Source organism: Azospirillum sp. B510, assembly GCF_000010725.1.
In the GTDB taxonomy this organism is placed as follows: domain Bacteria; phylum Pseudomonadota; class Alphaproteobacteria; order Azospirillales; family Azospirillaceae; genus Azospirillum; species Azospirillum lipoferum_B.
The window spans coordinates 2,202,375-2,224,238 of record NC_013854.1; the positions used below are offsets into that span (position 1 = coordinate 2,202,375).

Sequence of the window (21,864 nt, forward strand, 5' to 3'; positions counted from 1 at the left end):
GGACCGGATGCCGGCCAAGCCGCCCAGCGAGTATGTCGCCAGCCTCTGCGAGATGCTGGCGCCGCTGGGCGATATCCGCGTGCGCCGCATGTTCGGCGGCTACGGCCTGTCAATCGATGGCTCGACCTTCGCGCTGATCGCCGACGAGATTTTGTATATCAAGGCGGACGATGTGAACCGCGCCGCCTTCACGGAGCTGGGCCTGGAGCCCTTCCGGCCGATGCCCGACAAGCCGACCACCCTGTCCTACTATCCGCCCCCCGACCAGGCGCTCGACGACGGCGGAGAGCTGTTGCCCTGGGCGCGGTCCGGATTCGAGGCGGCGCTGCGGGCGGCGGCCAAGAAGGCGAAGAAGGCGGGGCGGAAGAAAACGTAAAGCGCCGTCTCCCGCCCACACGCCCCTCAGATATTGTCCGCCATGTGGACGGTCGCGTTGCTGGCCTGGGCGCTGGTGGTGCGCTGGCGGATCTGGCGGGCGAAGCGCAGCGGGTTGGGAAGGATGTTCAGCATCGACCCCAGCTTGCCGACCGACGAGGTCGCCTTGCCCACCGCCATCACATCGGCCAGACGCCGGTCGATGAAGGCGCGAGTCTCGACATGGTCGTCCGACTTGTCATCCAGCCAATAGAAGGTGGAGGAGCTGACCACCGCGGCCAGCAGCGCCCGCTTGGTGTAGTGGTTGTAGTCGGTCGAGCTGTCGCCCGCGGCGAACCACATCGCATCCACCGTGCGGTAGAGCAGCCGCAGGCCGAGCGCCACATTCTGCGGCATCGCCAGATAGGAGAGCTGCCGGCGCTTGGCCTCGCGATAGGGCTCCAGCACGTCGAAATAGGTGCGGACGGCGAGCGAGACGCGCTCGCGCACCTTCATCTCGGCCAGCGGCTGGGCCTCCAGCCGGTCGAGCGTCTGGCGGTCGGCCCAGTCGGCGAAATGCTCCACCGCGTCGGTGACGCCGCCGGGAAAGGCGCGCAGCAACGCCGACGGCTGGTGCCCCGCCATCTCGGCGCCGTCGCGCAGGGCCTGTAGGCTCCAACCGTCGAAGACGACGTTGGGCAGGCTCGCCACCAGGATCTCGTCGCGAAGCGTGTCGATGCTCATAGCCAACTCTCCCTGCGCCCGCTCTCAGATCCGGGCCGGCGCGTCGGTGACATGGTCGGTGACATGGGTCGCCGCGGCCAGCGCGGCGTTGATGTGATGCATCTCCTCGGTGCAGACCAGGAGACGCAGATCGTCCATGCGATCAAGATAGAGCACGCCGTCGAGGTGGTCGACCTCGTGCTGGACCACGCGGGCGTGGAATCCCGACGCCTCCCGCTCGATGCGGGCGCCATCCAGGCCGTGGCCGCGGTAGCGGATGCGCGTGTGGCGCGGCACCAGACCGCGCAGGCCGGGAATCGACAGGCAGCCTTCCCAGCCCAGCGCCATGTCGTCGGTCAGCGGCTCGATCACCGGATTGACCAGCACGGTGTTCGCCACCTCCTCCCCCTCGCCACGGTCGGCGGGAACGCGGAAGACGATGATCCGGCACGACTCCGACACCTGGGGTGCCGCCAGACCGACTCCGGGAGCATCCAGCATGGTGGCGATCATGTCGGCCGCCAGCCGGGCGATGGCCGGATCGGTCGGGTCGGCGATCGGCTGCGCGATCTGGCGGAGTATGGGATTGCCCATCCGGGCGATTGGAAGCACTGGCATGACGCTATATCTGGAGTGTGGAGGCCGCCGGGGCAACCGATTCCTGCGCCGCTGCCGCTTGACGGCGAAGACTCCCCTTCACAAAGCCGATCGAGCGTGCTACACACTGCGCCCACACAAGGGGTGCGCCGTCGCGCATGCCTATTTGTTGCCTTCGCGCAACATGCTTCACTTGGAAGGGTGACGGTTAACGTGCAAGTTCTGGTCCGAGATAACAACGTCGATCAGGCCCTCCGCGCGCTCAAGAAGAAGATGCAGCGCGAGGGCATTTTCCGTGAAATGAAGCTGCGTCGCAACTACGAGAAGCCCTCGGAGAAGCGCGCGCGTGAGAAGGCTGAAGCGGTGCGTCGCACCCGCAAGCTGCTCCGCAAGCGGATGGAACGCGAGGGCTACTAATCGTCTGTCGCGCTCAGCGACCGCGATGGGCGCGTATGATGCGCGCCCAAGACCCCTTGTGTCTTGCACCCGACCGTCCCGCGAACCTCGCGTGGGCGGTTTTGGTGTATCGGCATCCTGTCATTTTGGCGGAATTGTGCGTCGGTCAAGCGTATTGAATGGCCAGCCAACCGCCGGCACGCCAACCGGCCGCAAGCCCCAATTGGCCACCCCACTTGGCCGCCCCTCTGGAAAGGCCCGATCATGAGCGCCTCCAACCTCACCGCCCGCCAATCGGTCCCGGCGCTGCGCGCCCGCAAGGGCGGCGAGCCCATCGTCTGCCTGACCGCCTATACCGCCCCGGTGGCCCGGCTGCTCGATCCGCATGTCGATGTCCTGCTGGTCGGCGATTCGCTGGGCATGGTGGTCTATGGGCTGGACAGCACGCTGCCTGTGACGCTCGACATGATGATCGCCCATGGCGCCGCCGTGGTCCGCGCGTCGGAACGGGCCTGCGTCGTCGTCGACCTGCCCTTCGGCAGCTATCAGGAGAGCAGGGAGGCCGCCTTCCGCGCCTCGGCCCGGGTGATGGCGGAGACCGGCGCCCAGGCGGTCAAGCTGGAGGGCGGGCTCGAGATGGCGGAGACGGTGGCCTTCCTGACCGCCCGCGGCATCCCGGTGATGGGCCATGTCGGGCTGACGCCGCAATCGGTGAACACGCTCGGCGGCTACAAGGCGGTCGGCCGCGACGCCGAGGCGGCGGAACGGATCGCCGCCGACGCCCGCGCCATCGCCGAGGCCGGCGCCTTCACCCTGGTGATCGAGGGCACGATGGAGCCGCTTGCCCGCCGCATCACCGAAGAGGTGGCGATTCCCACCATCGGCATCGGCGGTTCGCCGGCCTGCGACGGACAGGTTCTGGTCACCGATGACATGCTGGGCCTGTTCGGCGCCTTCCAGCCGAAATTCGTCAAGCGCTACGCCAACCTGGGCGAGACGGTGAGCGAAGCGGCGGCAGCCTACGCCGCCGAGGTGCGGACCCGCGCCTTCCCGGGGCCGGAGCACTGCTTCGGGGTGAGGAAGGCGGCGGTTTGACGCCTTCCCCGCTCCACTTCGTTCTTCCTCCGTTCTGGGCGATCCGCTAAAGTCCGTCCGCAATGGATGCGCCCTCCCCCGCCCTGATTCCCCCCAACGTCGCCGCATGGTTCCGGTCGCGCGGCTGGGCGCCGCACCCGCATCAGGTCGCGATGGTCGAGGCGGCGGACCGGGGGGAGAGCGCGCTGCTGATCGCGCCGACCGGCGGCGGCAAGACGCTGGCCGGCTTCCTGCCCTCGCTGATCGAGCTGGCCGAACGGCCGCGCGACGGGCTGCACACCCTTTACATCTCGCCGCTGAAGGCGCTGGCGGTCGATATCCAGCGCAATCTGGAACAGCCGATCGCCGAGATGCGGCTGCCGATCCGGGCGGAAACCCGCACCGGCGACACGCCGGAGGCCAAGCGCAAGCGCCAGCGCAGCCACCCGCCGCACATGCTGATGACGACGCCGGAAAGCCTGGCGCTGTTGCTGTCCTACACCGACGCCGACCGGCTGTTCCGCGCCCTGCGCTGCGTCATCATCGACGAGCTGCATGCGCTGGCGGGATCCAAGCGCGGCGATCTGCTGGCGCTCGGGCTGGCCCGGCTGTCGCGGCTGGCCCCCGCCGCCCGGCGGGTCGGGCTGTCGGCCACGGTGGCGGAGCCGGAACGGCTGCTGGCCTGGCTGTCGCGCCGCGGCCGCCATGACGGAACCGGGACCGATGATGTCCGCCTCGTGCTGGGCCGCTCCGGCGCCCAGGCGGAGGTCGAGATCCTGACCTCGCGGGAGCGTGTTCCCTGGGCCGGTCACATGGCGATGCACGCCATGAAGGAGGTCTATGAGCGCGTCCGCCGCCAGCGCACCACCCTGCTGTTCGTCAACACCCGCGCCCAGGCCGAGCTGGTGTTCCAGGCGCTGTGGCGGGTCAATGACGACAATTTGCCGATCGCGCTCCACCACGGCTCGCTGGCGGTGGAGCAGCGCCGCAAGGTCGAGGCCGCGATGGCGCGCGGCGAATTGCGGGCGGTGGTCGCCACCTCCTCGCTCGATCTCGGCATCGACTGGGCGGCGGTCGATCTGGTGGTGCAGATCGGCGCGCCCAAGGGGTCGAGCCGGCTGGTCCAGCGCATCGGCCGCGCCAACCACCGGCTCGACGAGCCGAGCCGCGCCCTGCTGGTCCCCGCCAACCGCTTCGAGGTGCTGGAATGCCGCGCCGCGCTGGAGGCCGTCCACGACCACACGCTGGACGGCGAGGCGCCACGGCCGGGCGGGCTCGACGTGCTGGCCCAGCATCTGCTCGGCATGGCCTGCGCCGCCCCCATCCTGGCCGACGATCTCTATGAGGAGGTGGTCTCCGCCGCCCCCTATGCCTCGATGACGCGCGACGAGTTCGACGATGTGCTCGATTTCGTCGCCACCGGCGGCTACGCGCTCGGCGCCTATGAACGGTTCCGGCGCCTGAAGCCGCGCGAGGATGGGCGGATCGTGGTGGCCGGACCGGCGGTGGCGCGGCAATACCGCATGAATGTCGGCACCATCACCCAGGAGGCGCTGCTGCGCGTCCGGCTGAACCGCGGCCCGGTGCTGGGCGAGGTCGAGGAATATTTCATCCAGGGGCTGACCCCCGGCGACACCTTCCTGTTCGCCGGCCAGTTGCTGAAATTCCTCGGTGTGCGCGAGATGGAGGCCCAGGTCGCCAAGGGCGGCACCGGCGACCCGAAGGTTCCGGCCTATGCCGGCGGGCGGCTGCCGCTGACCACCCATCTGGCCGAGCGCGTGCGCGCCATGCTGGCCGATCCGCGCCGGTGGGACGGGCTGCCGGAGGATGTGCGGGAATGGCTGCGCTTGCAGCGCCACCGCTCGGTCCTGCCCGACCGCGACGGGCTGCTGGTGGAGACCTTCCCCAAGGCCGGCAAGCGCTTCCTCGTCGCCTACGCCTTCGAGGGACGGAACGCGCACCAGACCCTGGGCATGCTGCTGACCCGGCGGATGGAGCGCTTCGGGCTGGGGCCGCTGGGCTTCGTCGCCACCGACTATGTGCTGGCGGTGTGGTCGCTGCGATCGCCTGGAGATATGGACGCGCTGTTCGACCAGGACATGCTGGGCGACGACCTGGAGGCCTGGATGGATGAGTCGTCGATGCTGCGGCGGACCTTCCGCAATGTGGCGCTGATCGCCGGGGTCATCGACCGCCGCCATCCGGGACAGGAGAAGACCGGACGGCAGGTCACCTTCTCCTCCGACCTGATCTATGACGTGCTGCGCAGGCATGATCCCGGCCATGTGCTGCTGCGGGCGACGCGGGCCGACGCGGCGGGCGGGCTGACCGACATCCGCCGCCTCTCCGATTTCCTGGCGCGGGTGCGCGGGCGCATCACCCACAAGGATCTCGACCGCATCTCCCCGCTGGCGGTGCCGGTGATCCTGGAGATCGGGCGCGAGCGGGTGGAGGGCAGCGCCACCGACGAGCTGCTCGCCGCCGCCGAGGCCGAGCTCCTGGCGGAGGCGATGCCCGAACTGGCCTCTCCCGAACCTGCCGAGCCGCGACAGGGCCGATTGATCCTGTGATGAACCGCATCGAGACCATAGGCCGCGCGGCGCTGACCCTGTGCGGCGCCGAGCTGCTGGCCGATCCGTCGGGCGCGCTGCTGTGGCCGGCGGCGGGCGTCCTCGCCGTCGCCGACCTGCATCTGGAGAAGGGCTCCGCCTTCGCCGCGCGCGGCCGGATGCTGCCGCCCTATGACACGCGGGCGACGCTGGACCGGCTGGCGGCGCTGGTCGCGATGGCGCGCCCGGCGCGGGTGCTGTGCCTGGGCGACAGCTTCCACGACCGCCGCGCCGCCGAACGGATGGACCCGGCCGATGCGGAGCGGCTGCGCGCCCTGACCGCCGCCGTCACCGACTGGGTGTGGATCACCGGCAACCACGATCCCGACCCGCCGCGGGGCCTCGGTGGCCGGGCGGTGGCGGAGCTGTCCGTCGGCCCGCTGACCTTCCGGCACGAGGCCCGGCCGGGAGCGGTGGGCGAGCTGTCGGGGCACCTGCATCCCGCCGCCGCGGTGGCGCTGGCCGGGCGGCGGGTGCGCGAGCGCTGCTTCGCCCATGACGGCGCCAAGCTGATCCTGCCGTCCTTCGGCAGCTTCACCGGCGGGCTGAATGTGCTGGATCCCGCCTTCGACGGGCTGCTGGCGCCGGAGTTCGAAGTGCTGATGACGGCGCGCGGCCGGGTCTACCGCTTCCCCTGCGCCCGTTTGTCGCCGGACCGGGCGCGCTGAGCCGCTGGCGGAAGCGGGAGCACGGCCTATATCCGGTGGGTCCGGAGACGACCGATAGAGCGCAGCGTATGTCCACCGCCATCGCCCCCCCTATTATCGTCTGGTTCCGCAACGACCTGCGTCTGGCCGACAACCCGGCGCTGACCGCCGCCGCGCAGATGGCCGGCGAGCGCGGCGGCGCCGTCATCCCGCTCTATATCCTGGAGGAGGAGACCGGCGATCCCTGGACGCTGGGCGGGGCGCAGCGCTGGTGGCTGCATGGCAGCCTGGAACGGCTCGCCACCTGCTGCGCCCGCCACGGCTCGCCGCTGGTGCTGCGCCGGGGCGAGCCTGCCGCCGTGCTCGATGCGCTGATCGCCGAGACCGGGGCGGGCTGCGTTCTGTGGAACCGCCGCTACGCCCCCGCCCAGACCGCCCGCGACGCGGCGATCAAGCAGGGGCTGAAGGCGCGCGGCATCGATGCCCGCAGCTTCAATGCCGGCCTGCTGGCCGAACCCTGGACCGTCCGCAACAAGAGCGGCGGCTCCTTCAAGGTCTTCACCCCCTTCTGGCGCCACCTGTCGGCGACGCTGACCCCGCCGCCGCCGACCCGCGCCCCCGCCGCCCTGAAAGCGCCGGCGACCGCCCCGGCCGGCGACGCGCTCGAAGGCTGGGGCCTGCCGCCGACCGCCCCCGACTGGGCCGCCGGCCTGCGCAAGCGCTGGGTTCCGGGCGAGACGGCGGCGCTCTCCCACCTCGCCGACTTCCTCGACGGGCCGGTCGGGGTCTATGCGACGGAGCGCGACCGGCCGGATCGCCATGGCACCTCCACCCTCTCCCCCCATCTGGCCTTCGGCGAGATCGGGCCGCGTCAAGTCTGGCACGCCGCCCGCCACGCCGCCGAGGCCCGGCCCGAACTCGCCGCCGGCATCGACTTCTTCCTGCGCGAGGTCGGCTGGCGCGAGTTCCAATATCACCTGCTGCACCACGCGCCGGAGTTGCCCGAACGGCCGCTCGATCCCCGCTTCGCCGATTTCCCCTGGCGCGAGGATGCCGCCGGCTTGCAGGCGTGGCGGCGCGGACGCACCGGCTATCCCATCGTCGATGCCGGCATGCGCCAGCTGTGGGAGACCGGCTGGATGCACAACCGGGTGCGGATGATCGTCGCCTCCTTCCTGGTCAAGGATCTGCTGTTGCCGTGGCAGGAGGGGGAACGCTGGTTCTGGGACACGCTGGTCGATGCCGATCTGGCCCAGAATGCCGGCAACTGGCAGTGGGTGGCCGGCTGCGGCGCCGATGCCGCCCCCTTCTTCCGCGTGTTCAATCCCGTCCTGCAAGGCGAGAAGTTCGACCCCGACGGCGATTACGTCCGCCGATACGTGCCCGAACTGGACCGGCTGCCGCCGCGCTGGATTCATCAGCCCTGGACCGCCCCGACCGAAATCCTGCGCCAAGCCGGCATCCGGCTCGGCGCCGACTACCCGCGGCCGATCCTCGACCATGGCGCCGCACGCGACCGCGCGCTCGCCCTCTACAACGAGCGCAAGGCAAAGGCCGGGGCTGCGCCGTGACCGAGGATGTCCACCAACGCCGTCCGCCGGCGCCGTCCGCCGACGCTCTTCATCGAACAGTCACCGCCACGCCCGCAAACGGTCACGCCGGCTTGTTATTCTGCCCTTGGCGGCCCGGTGCGGCCGCCCTCCTGCCTCGTCCAGCCTCTCGGGTCAGTACGGCAAGGACACCGACCGCTCCCCCGCCGTCGGCACATGTCCAGGTTTGGAAAAGCCCGACCCCAAGAAGAACAATCGCCACTTGGCAAGGCGGCTCCGGTCCATCCGGGGCCGCCCTTTCCATGTTCCGGCGTCGCGTCGCATCGGCATCGCGGCACGGTTGCACCGGGCAACCGGATGTTATAAAGTAACATCCATGTCCGCGCTTCACGACCATACCCACTGCATCGCCGATGCCCTGACCCGTGCCGACGCGCTGTGCGCCGAGCGCGGCGCCCGGCTGACCGCGCTGCGCCGCCGCGTGCTGGAGCTGGTGTGGTCCAGCCACCGCCCGCGCGGCGCCTACGCGATCCTGGAGGATCTGAGCCAGCGGGACGGTAAGGCGGCGGCGCCGCTGACCGTCTACCGCGCGCTGGAATTCCTGGTCGAACAGGGGCTGGTCCACCGCATCGAATCGCTGAACGCCTATGTCGGCTGCGCCGCTCCCGGGGATGTCCATTCCGGACAGTTCCTGGTGTGCGAGGCTTGCGGCGACGCCGCCGAGATCGACGATCCCGGCGTCGGCGCCGCCATCGCCACGGCGGCGGCCGGACGCGGCTTCCGTGTCCAGCGCCCCACCGTCGAGGTGCGCGGCCTGTGCAAATCCTGTCAGGAGAAACCCCGTTGAGCGCTCCCGCCCGTCTACCCGTGTCGGTGCTGACCGGCTTCCTCGGCAGCGGCAAGACCACGCTGCTACAGGCGCTGCTGCGCAACCCGGCCATGGCCCGCACCGCCATCGTCATCAACGAGTTCGGCGAGGTCGGGCTGGACCATCTGCTGGTCGCCAAGGCGTCGGAGAACATGGTGCTGATGGATAGCGGCTGCCTGTGCTGCACCATCCGCGGCGATCTGGTCGACACGCTGCGCGACCTGTTCCTGAAGCGGGTGAAGGGGGAAATCCCCGATTTCGACCGGGTGGTGGTGGAGACGACCGGGCTGGCCGACCCCGCCCCGATCATCCACACCCTGATGTCGGACCCGCTGCTGGCCGCCCGCTTCCGCCTGGACGGCGTCATCGCCACGGTGGACGCGGCGCACGGCTCGCTCCAGCTCGACCGCCAGCCGGAGAGCGTCAAGCAGGCCGCCGTCGCCGACCGCATCGTCCTGACCAAGACCGACGTCGCCACCCCGGCGGCGACGGCGGCCCTGATGCAGCGCCTCGCCACCATCAACCCGGCCGCCCCCATCCTCCCCGCCGCCCATGGCGAGGTCGATCCGGCCGGGCTGTTCGACGCCGGGCTGTACAACCCGGAAACCAAGAGCCCGGACGTCGTCCGCTGGCTGCGCGAGGAGGCCTATCGCGACGAGCAGGCCAAGGCGCATGAGCGGCATGATCATCACGGCCATGACCATCATGACCACGGCCATCATGATCACGACCATGGGCATGACCACCACCATGAGCATGGCGACCATTGCGGTCCCGACTGCGGCCATGATCATCTCCACCATGACGCCAACCGCCATGACGACCATATCCGCGCCTTCTGCATGGTGATGGACCGGCCGGTTCCCTGGAACGGCTTCGTCGACTTCATGGAGGCGCTGATCGCCCAGGCCGGCGAGAACCTGCTGCGCGTCAAGGGGCTGCTGAACGTTCAGGAAAGCGAGCTGCCGGTGGTCGTCCATGGCGTGCAGCACATGTTCCACCCCCCGGTGCGGCTGGAGGATTGGCCGAGCGACGACCACCGCACCAAGCTGGTCTTCATCACCCGCGACGTCGGCCAGCCGGTGATCGAGCCGCTGTTCAACAATCTGGTCTGGGGAGAGGGCAGAACCGACGAGTGACCGGCTGGGGTGGGGAGCGTCCATGATCGCCGGATGCTCCCCACTCCCCTCACCGCTCCACCACCCGCCGCAGCGGACTGTCGCCCACCGGCCACAGCCCGCGTTCCACCGCCTTGGCCCCGTCGAAGACCAGCCAGCTCTGCCGCCCGTAATGCGGCAGCGGCCGCAGCAGCGCCCGCAACGCCTCGGCGTCGGCCCCCGACACCACCAGCACCGCCCGACCATCCGCCGTGCGCGACACCCAGGCCCGCGCGCTGCCGCGCCCGGCCACCTCGTCCGGCGCCGGCGGCAGCCCGCGCACCGACAGTTCGCGCGACACCAGCGCATCGGTCCCGACCAGCAGAAGGGGAAAGCTTCCACCGCCGCCATTGCCGCCGCCATTGCCGCCACCATCGCGCGGGGCCCCGTCCATCAGCCTGCCGGCCAGCGCCCGCGCCGCGTCCGCCGCCTCGCCATCGGCGGCGATCACCCGTTCGGCGCCGGGGGTGAGCGTGACGTCACGCAGGATCGGCGGCGCCTCCCCCGGCGCCAGCCGGCGGAACAGGTCGAAATCGGGATCGACCGAGACCGCCAGCACCGACGCCACCGACGACACCGGCACGCGCAGCGTCGCCTGTCCGCTGTCGAAACGGACAACCCGCTCCTCCACCCCGGTCGCCGTCTCCAGCCGCACCGGCACTCTCAGGGCATAGGGCGCGTCGCCCTCCTGGCGCAGGGTCAGCCGCAAGCCGCCACCATCGCCATCGCCGTCGGCACGGGCATCCAGCAGCGCCAGCAGCGGCGCCCCGTGCCGCTCACGCCACTGGGCGAAGAAGCCACCCAGGTCACGGCCGGATGCGGCTTCGAAGGCATGGCGCAACTCGGACCAGCCGGCGGCGCGGAGGGCATGCGCCTTCCAGAAGCGCCGGATGCCGGCGTCGAAGGCGTCGCGCCCGATCTCCGCCTCCAGCATGTGGAACAGCATCGCCGCCTTGCCATAGCCGACGATCTGCGAGGCGTCATGCGTCCTGGACAGGAACTCCGTCAGCGGACGGTCGCGGTCCGCCGGCAGGGCGGCATAGTCGCGCAGCCAGTCCAGCCGCATCGACCGCGCCGCGTCGGTGCCACGCGCCCCGGCGGCGGCGTAATCGGCCATGTAGGTGGTCAGCCCTTCCGCCCAGTTGCCGCCCTCGCCAACCCGCACGCCATTGCCCCACCAATTGTGCATGATCTCGTGGGTCAGCGACTGGCCCCGGATGAAGGGCAGCGGCAGGACGGCGCGGCCGATGGCGGTCAGGCCGGGAAATCCCAGCCCCACCGGCGGCGGAACCGAGACGATGCTGAAGCCATCGAAAGGATAGGCGCCGATGCGGGCGGAGCCGGCGGCGATCGCCTGCTCCGACAGGCGGAGATAGTCGTCGGCCAGCCCGGCCTGTTCGGGATGGCGGTAGAACCGCAGGCGCAGGCTCCCCGTCCGTCTTTCGTCGACGATCCAGGGGCCGGCGAAGACCGACGGCTCCTCGACGCCCCGGTTCTCCTCGAACACGGCGCGGTAGCCGACGTCATCGCGCCCCTCCTCCACCAGCCGGCCGGTGGCGACGGCGATGTAGGGTGCCGGCACCCGTACCGACAGGCGCCAACTCGGCGGCTCCTCATCGGCCATGTTGGGATCGGTGTCGGGATCGGTGTCCGGATCGGGCAGCCAGCCGGCATCCCCCGGCAGAAAGGCGCCCTCCGCGTCCAGGGCAAGCCCGGCACCGGCGGAAAAGCCCGGCAGCCGGCCGGCGTAGCGGACGGTCAGCGGCCCGGCCGCCTCCGGTGCCACCAGTCGCAGCCTGTCGCCGCGCCGCTCGACCGGAATGTCGCGGTCGCCGACGCGCAGTTCCTCCAGCGTCAGCGCCGGGTCCAGCCGCAACGACCGGACAGCGGCCGGCAACGTCAGCCGGTCCACCGCCTCGATCCGCCCGGTGGCGGGATCGAGCGTCAGGTCGATGTCGTGATGCGGCGATGCCGCTCCGGCCTGACCTGCCAGCCCCAGCACCAGCATCGCCCCCGCCACGGTCATGATCCGGATCCGGCTCCGCAGAGTCATCATGCGCCCCCGATTGGGCGCCGGGCCGGGCGGTCCTCAGCCCGGATGGCCGCGCACCCGCTCATAGAGCTTCGACAGTCGGGCATCGTGAATCCCCAGATCCTCCAGATGGCGGACCGTGTTGGCGAGATATTCGATATTCGGGCCGCGCTGACCGCGACAACCGGCGATGCGGCAGACGACCGCCGACTCGTCCAGGCCGGGGCAATATTGCGGGTGGTCACGGTCGACGATGAAACAGCAGGCGCGCACATTGTCCAATCCACCCTCGGACCGGCCGTCGCGCAGCCGGACGCGCAGCATCCTCGGCCGATAGACCCGGTTGACCATCTCCCGGTCCCACAGATAGTCGAGCGCCGACGGCACGTCCGCCGCGGCGACCCGGAAGACCAGCCCCCGGCAGGCCCCGCCCCGGTCGAGCCCCAGCACCAGCCCCGGCCGCTCCGGCGTCCCCCGGTAGCGGTGCGAGGCGACGCAGAAGCTGCGGTGGTATCCCGGCAGGGTCGCCCCAAGGCGCTCCACATAGGGGAAACCGGGATCCCACATCAGCGAGCCATAGCCGAAGACCCAGAGATCGGCACCGGGTTCGATGGCGATGTCGTCGATCCAGGCGGCGGGCGGAAGCGGTGAGTCGGGGGCCATTTGGGTCGCGGAAGGGGGCGCTGGAAGGAAATGTCGGGAAACAGCGGAACCGAATCGATGAAGCCGAAACCTAGCATGCGGGGTCCGGGGCCGCTATAAGGGGACGGAGATGGAACGGACATGCCACCGATGCACCCCACCCCGACAGCCTCCGCACCGCGCCGCCTGCTGACCGGGCGCCGGATCGCCAGCATCCTGGTGCTGATGGTCCTGCTGCTGCCGGCCATCGCCTATTCGCTATGGTGGTGGCAGGCCGCCCGCACCGTGCGGCAGGGGGTGGAAGGCTGGGTCGCCGACCAGCGCGCCAACGGCGCCGTGGTGGAGCATGGCGGACTGACGGTCGGCGGCTTCCCCTTCACCTTGCGGGCCGAGATGGCGGCGCCCCATCTGGCGACGCGCGGCGCCGAATGGCGGGGCGCGCGTCTGGTGGCGGAGGCGGCTCCCTGGACCCCCGGCCACATCCTGCTGTCCCTGCCGGGCGAACAGCGCCTGTCGGTGGCGCAGCCGGGCCAGCCGCCGATCGACATCCTGGCGCCGCAGGGCGGCGGCGGCGACGTCACCATGCGGATGTCGGGCACGCTGGAACGGCTCGCCCTGCGCTTCACCGGCCTGACCGCGCAGGTCGCCGGGCAGACGATGCCGGTCGCGGCACTGGATGTCGGCGCCGCCCAGCCGGACCAGCCGCCGGCCGAACGCGGCGCCGCCGGACTGACCCTGACCCTGACCGCCGACGGGCTGACCCTGCCCGACGGCATGCCGCCCTCCCTGGGGCGCGAGGTCAAGCGGACCGAACTGACCCTGCGCGTCATGGGAAACCCGCCCCGGCCGGAGCCGGCCAGCCTGTCGGCCTGGAGCCGCAACGGCGGCACGGTGAAGGTCGACCGGCTGGCGCTCGACTGGGGACCGCTGGGGGCGGTGATGTCGGGCACGCTGGCGCTGGACGCCCAATTGCAGCCGCAGGCGGCGCTGACCGCCGAGATCCGCGGCGCCCCCGCCGTTCTCGACGCGATGAAGCCGATGATGCGGCCGAACGAAGCCGCCATCGCCAAGACCGTCCTGACCATGCTGGCCCGTCCGACCGGCCCCAACGGCGAACCGGTGGTCACCGCTCCGGTGACGGTGCAGGACCGCTCCCTGTTCGTCGGCCCGCTGCGTGTCGCCGCCCTGCCCAAGCTCGTCTGGTGACGAAAAGGGCAAGGCCGGCGGAAATGCAACACTCGACCGGCCGCATGACTGTTCTGTGACCGCGACCTCTTGTTTCACACGGGGCATAGGGTCAAATTGACGCAGTCCCTGTCGCGGCTGCCATGGTGCGTCGGTCGATGTGTCGGTTTCTTGCCTATTGCGGCGAGCCTGTGTTCCTGGAAACGCTGGTCTGTACGCCTTGCCATTCCCTGATCGAACAGTCGATGCACGCCGAAGAGGCGAAGACGGAAACCAACGGTGACGGTTTCGGCGTCGGCTGGTACAGCGAGCGGACCGAACCCGGCCGCTATTGCGAGATCCGCCCGGCCTGGTCGGACGAGAACCTGCAATCGATTTGCAGCCATGTCCGCTCCCGCCTGTTCTTCGCCCATGTGCGGGCGGCCACCGGCACGGCGGTGAGCCGGGCCAACTGCCATCCGTTCAAGGCCGGCCGCTTCCTGTTCATGCACAACGGGCAGGTCGGCGACTGGCCGCGCCTGCGCCGCCCTGTCGAGGCGATGATCCCGGACGACCTCTACAGCACCCGCACCGGAACCACCGACAGCGAGGCGATCTTCCTCGCGGCGCTGGGCCAGGGGCTGGAGCGTGACTCGGTCGGCGCCTTCCGGCGCGTGCTGCATGCCATCCGCGACGAGATGCGGGCGCTGGACATCACGGCACCGCTGCGCTTCACCGCCACCTGGACCGACGGTGACCGGGTGTGGGCGGTGCGCTGGGCGTCGGACGACAGGCCGCCGAGCCTCTACTGGCGCCTTGGCGACAACGGCCTGACGGTGGTGTCGGAACCGGTGGACGCCCAGCGCGACCAGTGGCGCCCGGTGCCGCCGAGCGGCGGGCTGGTGGCGCGCGTTGGCGCCGCGCCGGAGATGTTCACCTTCCACTGAGGGAGAATCGCGGCGATCGCCGCGCCCCTCACACCTCCAGCAACCGCTCCTTCGGCAGCAGGATCGTCACCATCGTTCCGCGCCCCGGCGCGCTGTCCAGCTCCACCCCGCCGCCATGCAGTTCGGCGAAACGGCGGACGATGGGCAGCCCGAGCCCGACCCCCTCATGCCGGCGGACCAGCGAATGTTCGGCCTGGGTGAAGGGGTTGAAGATGCGCCCCATCAGGTCGCCGGGAATGCCGGGGCCGTCGTCGCGCACGGTCAGGCCGACGAAGGCGCCGCGATCCTCCACCGCCACCGTGACGGTGCCGCCGGGCTGGGTGAATTTGACCGCGTTGTCCAGCAGGTTCAGCACCATCTCGCGCAGGCGGCGGCGATCGACGCGCATCCGGAAGGCCGGACAGGGACGGACGGCCAGCGCCAGCCCTTTCCCCGCCGCCTTCGGCGCCAGCATGTCGGCGCAGCCGGTCAGCAGCTGGGGGATGTTGACGTCGCTGTCCTGGATCTCGATCGAGCCGGTGGATCCCCGCGTATAGTCCAGGATGTTGTTGACCATGGTCAGCAGCGAGCGGCCGCTTTCCTCGATCAGCTTCACATATTCCAGGTAATCGGGGTGGCCCAGCTTGCCCATCCCCTCGCCCGCCAGCACGTCGGCGAAGCCGATGATGGAGTTCAGCGGCGTGCGCAGCTCGTGGCTCATCACCGCCAGGAAATCCAGCTTGGCGCGGTCGGCCTTGCGCGCCGCCTCCAGCGCGTCCGACAGTTCGGCGGTGCGCGCCGACACCCGGCATTCAAGCTCCCGGTTCTGTTCGGCGGCGCGGCGGTAGAGCTTGCGGATCTCCACCATGTTGCGGACGCGATGCAGCAGTTCCCAGGCGATGAACGGCTTGGTCAGGAAGTCGTTGGCGCCCAGCTCCAGCGATTTGCGCCGGGTCTCCTGGTCGGTCTGGGCGGTCAGCACCAGGACCGGCACGTAATCGTCGCCGAGAACCGGCTTCAGCCGCTCCATCAGGTCGAAGCCGCTCATGTGCGGCATGCGGATGTCGATCAGCAGCAGGTCGAACGGTTCCGCCGCGCAGAGGTCCGGCACCTTGCGCGGGTCGGTCTCGCCGCGCACCCGGCTGTAGCCGTCATGGCTCAGGATTTCCCGCAGCAGTTCGACGTTGGACGGGTTGTCGTCCACGATCAGGATGCTGGCGTCCTTCACCTGCTGGGCGAGCACCGGGTCGATCTGGCTCCTGTTCATCGGGACCATGCACCTTCGGACCATCCGCGCGGACGAATAGATTCAGCCCCGAATGGATAGAATGCAATGGAAATGAACAGGGAACTGATCGGACCGATAAATCGTGACACGGCAAGGGCTTGGGATGCGCCGCCGGTCAGGCCCGCTTTTCCCAGCCGCCGCGGTCGGTCTGCTGCCAATAGGTCAGGCTGTGCCCGGCCGCCTTGCACGCCTTCCAGCGCTGGCGGGCGGCCAGCACCGCCTCGTCGTCGTTGCCGTCGAACAGGTCGCAGACCAGCGCGTACCCGTCCATCCGGTCGCTGACGCAACCGTCCACCGTGACCAGCACGGTGGCGCCGTTGGGGTTCTCGTCGGCATCGGTCAGCCACACCGGCTGGCGCTCGGCGAAGCCGTCGCGCGCCGCCCCGTGCGGCAGGAAGGAGCCGGGATCGTAGGTCCACAGATGCTGGTTCAGCATGTCCACCCGCTCCGGCGAGCCGGCCAGCACGACGGCGCGCCAGTTCCGCTCAAGAACCTTCTCCAGGATCTTGGGCAGCGCCTGCTCCATCGTGCGCCGTTGCAGGTGGTAGAAGCGGACTTCGGTCATGGCTCCTTCACGCCCCGAACCATCAAGCCTCGTGGTGTTCGGCCACGAAGCGGTCGAGCAGGCGCACGCCGAAGGCCGACGCCCCCTTCGGAACCGTGGCGCCGTCCTTCTTGGCCCAGGCGACGCCGGCGATATCGATGTGCGCCCACGGCACGTCGTTGACGAAGCGCTTCAGGAACTGCGCGCCGACGATGCTGCCGGCGCCGCCGCCCGACCCGGTGTTCTTCATGTCGGCGGCCGGCGATTCGATCTCCTTGTCATAGGCGTCGCCCAGCGGCAGGCGCCACAGCGGCTGGCCGACCTTCAGGCCGGCGGCCGTCAGGTTCATGGCGAGGTCGTCGTCATTGGCGAACAGGCCGGCATGCTCATGGCCGAGCGCCACGATGATGGCGCCGGTCAGGGTGGCGAGGTCGATCATCAGCTTGGGCTTGTAGGCGTCCTGCGCGTACCACAGGCAATCGGCCAGCACCAGACGGCCCTCGGCGTCGGTGTTGATGACCTCGATGGTCTGGCCCGAGGCGGAGGTGACGATGTCACCCGGACGCTGCGCCGTGCCGGACGGCATGTTCTCCACCAGACCGACGATGCCGACGGCGTTCACCTTGGCCTTGCGGGCGGCGAGCGCGTACAGGGTGCCGATCACGGTGGCGGAGCCGCCCATGTCCCACTTCATGTCCTCCATGCCGGCCGCACCCTTGATCGAGATGCCGCCGCTGTCGAAGGTCACGCCCTTGCCGATGAAGGCGACCGGGCGCTTGTCCTCGGCCTCGGGATTGCCGTTCCAGCGCATGACGACGACGCGCGGCTCGTTGGCGCTGCCCTGGGCGACGCCCAGCAGGGCGCCCATGCCGAGCTTTCTCAGCTTCTTCTGGTCGAGGATCTCGACCTCGACGCCGAACTGCTCCAGCTCCCTGGTCTTCTCGGCCAGGCTTTCCGGATAGATGACGTTGGCCGGCTCCGACACCAGATCGCGGGTGAAGCGGATGGCGTCGGCCAGCGTGTCCAGCTTCTTGAAGGCCGACTTGGCGGCGCCGTCCTCCTCGACCAGCAGCGTCAGCTTGCGCAGGCTGGGCTTCGGCTCCTTCTTGTCGGCCTTCCTGTCGTTGGTGCGGTACTTGTCGAACTTGTAGCCACGCAACTGCGCGCCGAAGGCGATCTCGGCGGCGGCGGCGGCCGGCGACAGGCTGGCACCCTCGGGCAGCTCGACCAGCAGCGCCGCCTCGTCGGCGGCCTTGTCGAGCGCCACGGCGATGGCGCCGCCGGCGCCCTGGAGGACCAGATCGGTCAGGTCGGCGGCCTTGCCGATGCCGACCAGCAGGAGACGGTCAAGCTCGGTCCCGGCCGGGGCGAGCAGCGTCAGCGTCTCGTCCTTCTTGCCGTTGAAGCGGGCGGCGGCCATGGCGCGGGCCAGCGCGCCGCCGGTCTTCTGGTCCAGCTCCTGACCGATCGGGCCGAGGCTGCGGTCGGCGGCGACGGTCACGGCGAGCACGCCGGAGGACGGCAGGGACGGCTTGGCGAAGGAGAACTTCATCTGGTCCTCTTGAGGGATTGGGCGGATGTGCCCGGATGAGATCGGAGGCGGAAAGCCTACCCCACCGATAAGGAGCGCGCCACCCCGGCTGTCAAGGGTGGGGAAGGTTGGCGATCATCGCCCTCTCCCGGCGCGGGAGAGGGACCTGACCTCAACTCACGCATCGATCGCCTTGCCCAGCTCGACCGGATCGACCTCGCCCTGCTCCAGCGCGACATCGGGCACGGTCTCTTCAGCCACCGTCTCCTCGCCGCGGCGCTCCAGCACGGCGGCGAAGAAGCCGTCGGTGTCGTGGCGGGCGGGGGTCAGGCGCAGATACGGGCCTTCGACCGGCGGCGGACCGGCCTCCTCCTCCGCCCACACCTCGGCGATGGGCTTGACGATGAAGTCATGGTGGGTTTGCAGGAAGGCCTCGACCTGCGCCTCGTTCTCGTCATGCAGCAGGGAGCAGGTGGCGTAGATCAGCCGCCCGCCCGGCTTCACCAGACGCGCGGCACTGTCCAGGATATTGGCCTGAAGCGGCAGCAGCTGCTCCAGACCCGGCCCGAGCTGGCGCCAGCGGGCATCCGGGTTGCGGCGCCAGGTACCGGTGCCGGAACAGGGGGCGTCGACCAGAACGCGGTCGAACTTGCGCTTGTGGCGCTTCACCCAGGGGTCGCGCTCGCTGGTCAGCGGGTGGGCCTCGATGTTGTGCAGGCCGGCGCGGCGGAAGCGCTCGGCGGCGCGCTTCAGCCGCTTGTCCAGCACGTCGCAGGCGACGACGCGGCCCTTGTTCTTCATCAGGGCGGCGACCGCCAGCGTCTTGCCGCCGGCGCCGGCGCAGAAATCGACCACCTGATGGCCGGGCTTCGGCGCGACGGCCAGCGCCACCATCTGCGAGCCCTCATCCTGGATCTCGACCAGACCGTCCTTGAAGGCATCGACGCTGCCCAGCGGCGGGCGGCCCTTCACCCGCAGACCCAGCGGCGACCAGCGCGTCACCTCCGCCGTGATCTGCGCCTTGGCCAGCGCCTTGATCGCGCTCTGCTGGTTGGCCTTCAGCGGGTTGATGCGCAGGTCGAGCGGCGCCGCCTCCAGCAGCTTCTCCATCTCCACCCCGAAACGGTCGCCGAGCGAGGCGCGCATCGGCGCCTCGGCCCAGTCCGGGCATTCCACCCGCACCGTCTCCGGCATCTCGGGATGGTCCATGGTGTGGCTTTCCAGCGCGCGGACCAGCGCCAGCTCGTCGTCGGTCAGGCGGGCCGGGGCGAACTTGCCGCCGCTGAACATCTCCAGCACCACGCCGGCGTTGCGGTTCTCCTCCAGCAGCAGATAGGCCAGGACGCGGGCGCGCGGGGTGGCACGCTCGTAGCCGCCGCGCTCGATCCACCAGCCGAGCCGGGCATGGCGGCGCAGGATCGCATAGGCCATCTGGGCGATGGCGGTGCGGTCCTTCGAGCCGATGTAGCGGCGGTTGCGGAAATAGGCGCTCATCACCGCGTCGGCGGGGCGAGGGGTCTCGTCGATCTCGGTCAGCAGATCGATGACCGCCTGGAGGCGGGCGGCGGGTGTCATGGCGTCTGGTCCCTTGGGGTGTCTCATGGCGGCGAACGGGACCGGACGCCCGCCGGTTCCACGGGGCGGGATGCGGGCTTTCGGCGGTCCTTCGCGTATCGGCTGTCGATACAGCGTTTGCCGCCCGCTGTCACGCCTTGCCGCCGCGCGGCTGCCGCGCTCGCGGCCGAGCCATGCCGCGTCCGCCGTGACAAGCGGCCGCGACCCGGTCGAAAGTGCAGGTTGGGGATTGACGACTCGAGGTAACCACCGGCACAAACGATGGGGTGTTGTGACCTTATCGTGACCGGACCGCCAGCGCGGCCGGACGACCTGTGGGTCTTAGACGGACATTCGAATGCTGGTGGCGGAGTGCGCGATGGCGGCTGCGGCGGGGAAGACGTGTGCGCGTGACGGGGCCTGGGTCAAGGGCCTGCGGCTTTCGATGATGGGCGGCCTGCTGGCGACGCTTGCGGCCTGCGCCGGCACCGCGCCGACGGTGGACGGGCAACGCCGGACCGCCCAGCGCCCGACCTGGGATCAGGTGGCGCCCGATTTCCGCCGGCTCGCCGGCTGGATCGACGACGATCATGCCCAGGCGGTCCCGGCGGTGCAGCGCACCTGCGGCTGGGTGGGCAACCAGCCGCCGGGCAAGCCGCTGGGGCCGCTGCGCACCGCCGGCACCACCGACGACTGGCGCGCCATCTGCGCCGCCGCCCGCGACCTGCCCCCCGGCGACAGCGAGGCGGCCCGCCGCTTCTTCGAGACCTTCTTCACCCCGCGCGACGTCGGCAACGGCGAGACCGGCCTGTTCACCGGCTATTACGAGATCGAGCTGCATGGCAGCTGGACGCCGAGCGCGCGCTACACCGTCCCGCTCTATCGCATGCCGCAGCGCGGCAAGAACGGCCTGCCCAGCCGCGCCCGGATCGAAGCCGGCGCGCTGAAGGGCAAGGGGCTGGAACTGATGTGGGTCGATGACCCGATCGACGCCTTCTTCCTGGAGATCCAGGGTTCCGGCCGGGCGATCATGGCCGACGGATCGGTCGTCGGCATCCATTATTCCGGCCAGAACGGTCACAGCTATTACCCGATCGGCCGCCATATCATCGACATCGGCGACGCCACGCCGGAACAGATGTCCTTGCAGACGATCCGGCGCTGGCTGAAGGACCATCCGGCCGAGGCCCAGCGGGTGATGAACCTCAACCCCTCCTACGTCTTCTTCAAGGTCAAGCCCGAGGTCGGCGCGCGCGGCGCCCGCAACATGGAGCTGACGCCCGGCCGCAGCCTAGCGGTCGATGCCGAGCATATCCCGCTGGGTGTGCCGCTGTGGCTGGAGGTGCGCGACGCCCCGGTTCCCGGCGGCGCCATCAACCGGCTGGTGGTGGCGCAGGACACCGGCGGCGCCATCAAGGGGCCGGTACGCGGCGACCTGTTCTGGGGCCATGGCCCGCAGGCGGAGGAAGGGGCCGGCGTGATGAAGGCGCGCGGCCATTACACCATGCTGGCGCCCCGCACCCTGTCGGTCGAGACCGCGCAACGGAAATGACGGCGGACGGCTTACGGCTGGAACGGCTGACCGCGCTGCCGGACCATGGGGCGGCCGATGCCGCCCTGCCCAATAATAACCGGGCGGCCGATGCCGCCCTGCCCGGCCGCGCGGCGGCGCTGGCGGCGCTGGCGGAGATCTTCTTCGCCTCCACCACCCGGACGGAGTTCGCGTCGGCAGCCGACCGCGCCGGCTTCCTCGCCACCTGGACCGGCTGGTTCGTGGCGGAGGCGCCGCGGGACATCTGGCTGGCGCTGGCGGCGGACGGGCAGGTCATCGGCTATCTCACCGGCTGCAAGGACAGTGCCGGATCGGTGGAACTGGCGCGGCGCATCCCGAAATACGAGGTCTTCGCCGATCATTTCGCCGCCTATCCCGCCCATTTCCATGTGAATGTCCGGCCGGGCTGGCGGGAGCATAGGGTGGGGCGGCGGCTGGTCGAGCGCTTCGCCGGGGATTGCCGGGCCGACGGCCTGCCCGGCGTCCATCTGGTGACCGCCGTCTTCGCCCGCAATGTCGCGTTCTACCAGCGCGCCGGCTTCACCGACGCTTGCCAGCGCGGACCGCTGCTGTTCCTCGGCCGGCGCCTGAACACCTGACTTTCGGGATGCCGCTGTGCTAGGCAGGGTCATCCCCTTGCCGGAAAGCCCGCCGCC

20 protein-coding genes are annotated in these 21,864 nt (G+C 70.2%); 12 read left to right on the forward strand and 8 right to left on the reverse strand.

The features are described from left to right. The first annotated feature begins 7 nt into the window (after positions 1-7). The gene (locus tag AZL_RS10205) at positions 8-376 is read left to right on the forward strand and encodes a TfoX/Sxy family protein (RefSeq protein WP_012974543.1); all 369 of its coding nucleotides are present in this window, start codon (positions 8-10) and stop codon (positions 374-376) included. Positions 377-402: 26 nt separating this feature from the next. Here AZL_RS10205 and AZL_RS10210 read toward each other — a convergent pair whose 3' ends face one another. Next, positions 403-1,098: a COQ9 family protein gene (locus AZL_RS10210; RefSeq protein WP_012974544.1), complete on the reverse strand. Its 696-nt coding sequence runs from the start codon at positions 1,096-1,098 to the stop codon at positions 403-405. Between the two features lie 24 nt (positions 1,099-1,122). Then, entirely contained in the window at positions 1,123-1,695 is a 573-nt protein-coding gene (gene def / locus AZL_RS10215; RefSeq protein ID WP_012974545.1) for a peptide deformylase, read from the reverse strand. Positions 1,696-1,887: 192 nt separating this feature from the next. On the opposite strand from def, the gene rpsU reads away from it, so the two are divergent. The 7 genes from rpsU (at position 1,888) to AZL_RS10250 (ending at position 9,957) form a co-directional block, all read left to right on the forward strand. Further along, positions 1,888-2,091: a 30S ribosomal protein S21 gene (gene rpsU, locus AZL_RS10220; protein WP_012974546.1), complete on the forward strand. Its 204-nt coding sequence runs from the start codon at positions 1,888-1,890 to the stop codon at positions 2,089-2,091. 243 nt (positions 2,092-2,334) lie between these two features. Then, a complete protein-coding gene (panB, locus tag AZL_RS10225) occupies positions 2,335-3,165 on the forward strand; it encodes a 3-methyl-2-oxobutanoate hydroxymethyltransferase (RefSeq protein ID WP_012974547.1) in 831 nt (276 codons plus the stop codon). A gap of 62 nt (positions 3,166-3,227) precedes the next feature. Continuing rightward, positions 3,228-5,714 carry a ligase-associated DNA damage response DEXH box helicase gene (locus AZL_RS10230; protein WP_012974548.1) on the forward strand — a complete coding sequence of 829 codons (2,487 nt, stop codon included), beginning with the start codon at positions 3,228-3,230 and terminating at the stop codon, positions 5,712-5,714. Next, positions 5,714-6,421: a ligase-associated DNA damage response endonuclease PdeM gene (gene pdeM / locus AZL_RS10235; protein WP_042442947.1), complete on the forward strand. Its 708-nt coding sequence runs from the start codon at positions 5,714-5,716 to the stop codon at positions 6,419-6,421. Before AZL_RS10230 ends, pdeM begins: the two co-directional genes overlap by 1 nt. Positions 6,422-6,489: 68 nt before the next feature. Then, a complete protein-coding gene (locus tag AZL_RS10240; RefSeq protein WP_042442949.1) occupies positions 6,490-7,971 on the forward strand; it encodes a cryptochrome/photolyase family protein in 1,482 nt (493 codons plus the stop codon). A 355-nt stretch (positions 7,972-8,326) separates the two neighbouring features. Next, on the forward strand, positions 8,327-8,797 hold the full coding sequence (locus tag AZL_RS10245) for a Fur family transcriptional regulator (protein ID WP_012974551.1): 471 nt from the start codon (positions 8,327-8,329) through the stop codon (positions 8,795-8,797). Further along, positions 8,767-9,957 (forward strand): CobW family GTP-binding protein, encoded by a 1,191-nt coding sequence (locus tag AZL_RS10250; protein WP_012974552.1) that lies wholly within the window; start codon positions 8,767-8,769, stop codon positions 9,955-9,957. Before AZL_RS10245 ends, AZL_RS10250 begins: the two co-directional genes overlap by 31 nt. Positions 9,958-10,006: 49 nt before the next feature. Here AZL_RS10250 and AZL_RS10255 read toward each other — a convergent pair whose 3' ends face one another. Both AZL_RS10255 and AZL_RS10260 read right to left on the reverse strand, forming a co-directional pair. Beyond that, complete coding sequence (locus AZL_RS10255; protein ID WP_247894190.1) at positions 10,007-12,001, reverse strand: M1 family metallopeptidase; 1,995 nt, start codon at positions 11,999-12,001, stop codon at positions 10,007-10,009. A 63-nt stretch (positions 12,002-12,064) separates the two neighbouring features. Next, positions 12,065-12,670: a gamma-glutamylcyclotransferase gene (locus tag AZL_RS10260; protein ID WP_012974554.1), complete on the reverse strand. Its 606-nt coding sequence runs from the start codon at positions 12,668-12,670 to the stop codon at positions 12,065-12,067. Between the two features lie 120 nt (positions 12,671-12,790). Here AZL_RS10260 and AZL_RS10265 point away from each other — a divergent pair, with 120 nt between their 5' ends. Continuing rightward, complete coding sequence (locus AZL_RS10265; protein ID WP_012974555.1) at positions 12,791-13,855, forward strand: DUF2125 domain-containing protein; 1,065 nt, start codon at positions 12,791-12,793, stop codon at positions 13,853-13,855. Positions 13,856-13,992: 137 nt separating this feature from the next. Continuing rightward, positions 13,993-14,760, forward strand: a complete 768-nt coding sequence (locus AZL_RS10270; protein ID WP_012974556.1) for a class II glutamine amidotransferase — start codon at positions 13,993-13,995, stop codon at positions 14,758-14,760. 28 nt (positions 14,761-14,788) lie between these two features. Here AZL_RS10270 and AZL_RS10275 read toward each other — a convergent pair whose 3' ends face one another. From AZL_RS10275 to AZL_RS10290, 4 genes are all read right to left on the reverse strand, one after another. Next, positions 14,789-16,006, reverse strand: a complete 1,218-nt coding sequence (locus tag AZL_RS10275; RefSeq protein WP_042443724.1) for an ATP-binding response regulator — start codon at positions 16,004-16,006, stop codon at positions 14,789-14,791. A 136-nt stretch (positions 16,007-16,142) separates the two neighbouring features. Beyond that, the gene (locus AZL_RS10280) at positions 16,143-16,592 is read right to left on the reverse strand and encodes a DNA polymerase III subunit chi (RefSeq protein ID WP_012974558.1); all 450 of its coding nucleotides are present in this window, start codon (positions 16,590-16,592) and stop codon (positions 16,143-16,145) included. Between the two features lie 22 nt (positions 16,593-16,614). Next, on the reverse strand, positions 16,615-18,123 hold the full coding sequence (locus AZL_RS10285) for a leucyl aminopeptidase (RefSeq protein ID WP_012974559.1): 1,509 nt from the start codon (positions 18,121-18,123) through the stop codon (positions 16,615-16,617). A gap of 156 nt (positions 18,124-18,279) precedes the next feature. Then, a complete protein-coding gene (locus AZL_RS10290) occupies positions 18,280-19,677 on the reverse strand; it encodes an RsmB/NOP family class I SAM-dependent RNA methyltransferase (RefSeq protein ID WP_042442951.1) in 1,398 nt (465 codons plus the stop codon). 337 nt (positions 19,678-20,014) lie between these two features. On the opposite strand from AZL_RS10290, the gene AZL_RS10295 reads away from it, so the two are divergent. Together AZL_RS10295 and AZL_RS10300 are read left to right on the forward strand one after the other, a co-directional pair. After that, a complete protein-coding gene (locus AZL_RS10295) occupies positions 20,015-21,208 on the forward strand; it encodes a murein transglycosylase A (RefSeq protein WP_012974561.1) in 1,194 nt (397 codons plus the stop codon). Next, complete coding sequence (locus AZL_RS10300) at positions 21,205-21,807, forward strand: GNAT family N-acetyltransferase (RefSeq protein WP_086935359.1); 603 nt, start codon at positions 21,205-21,207, stop codon at positions 21,805-21,807. The genes AZL_RS10295 and AZL_RS10300 overlap by 4 nt, the downstream gene beginning before the upstream one ends. The last annotated feature ends 57 nt before the right edge of the window (positions 21,808-21,864 follow it).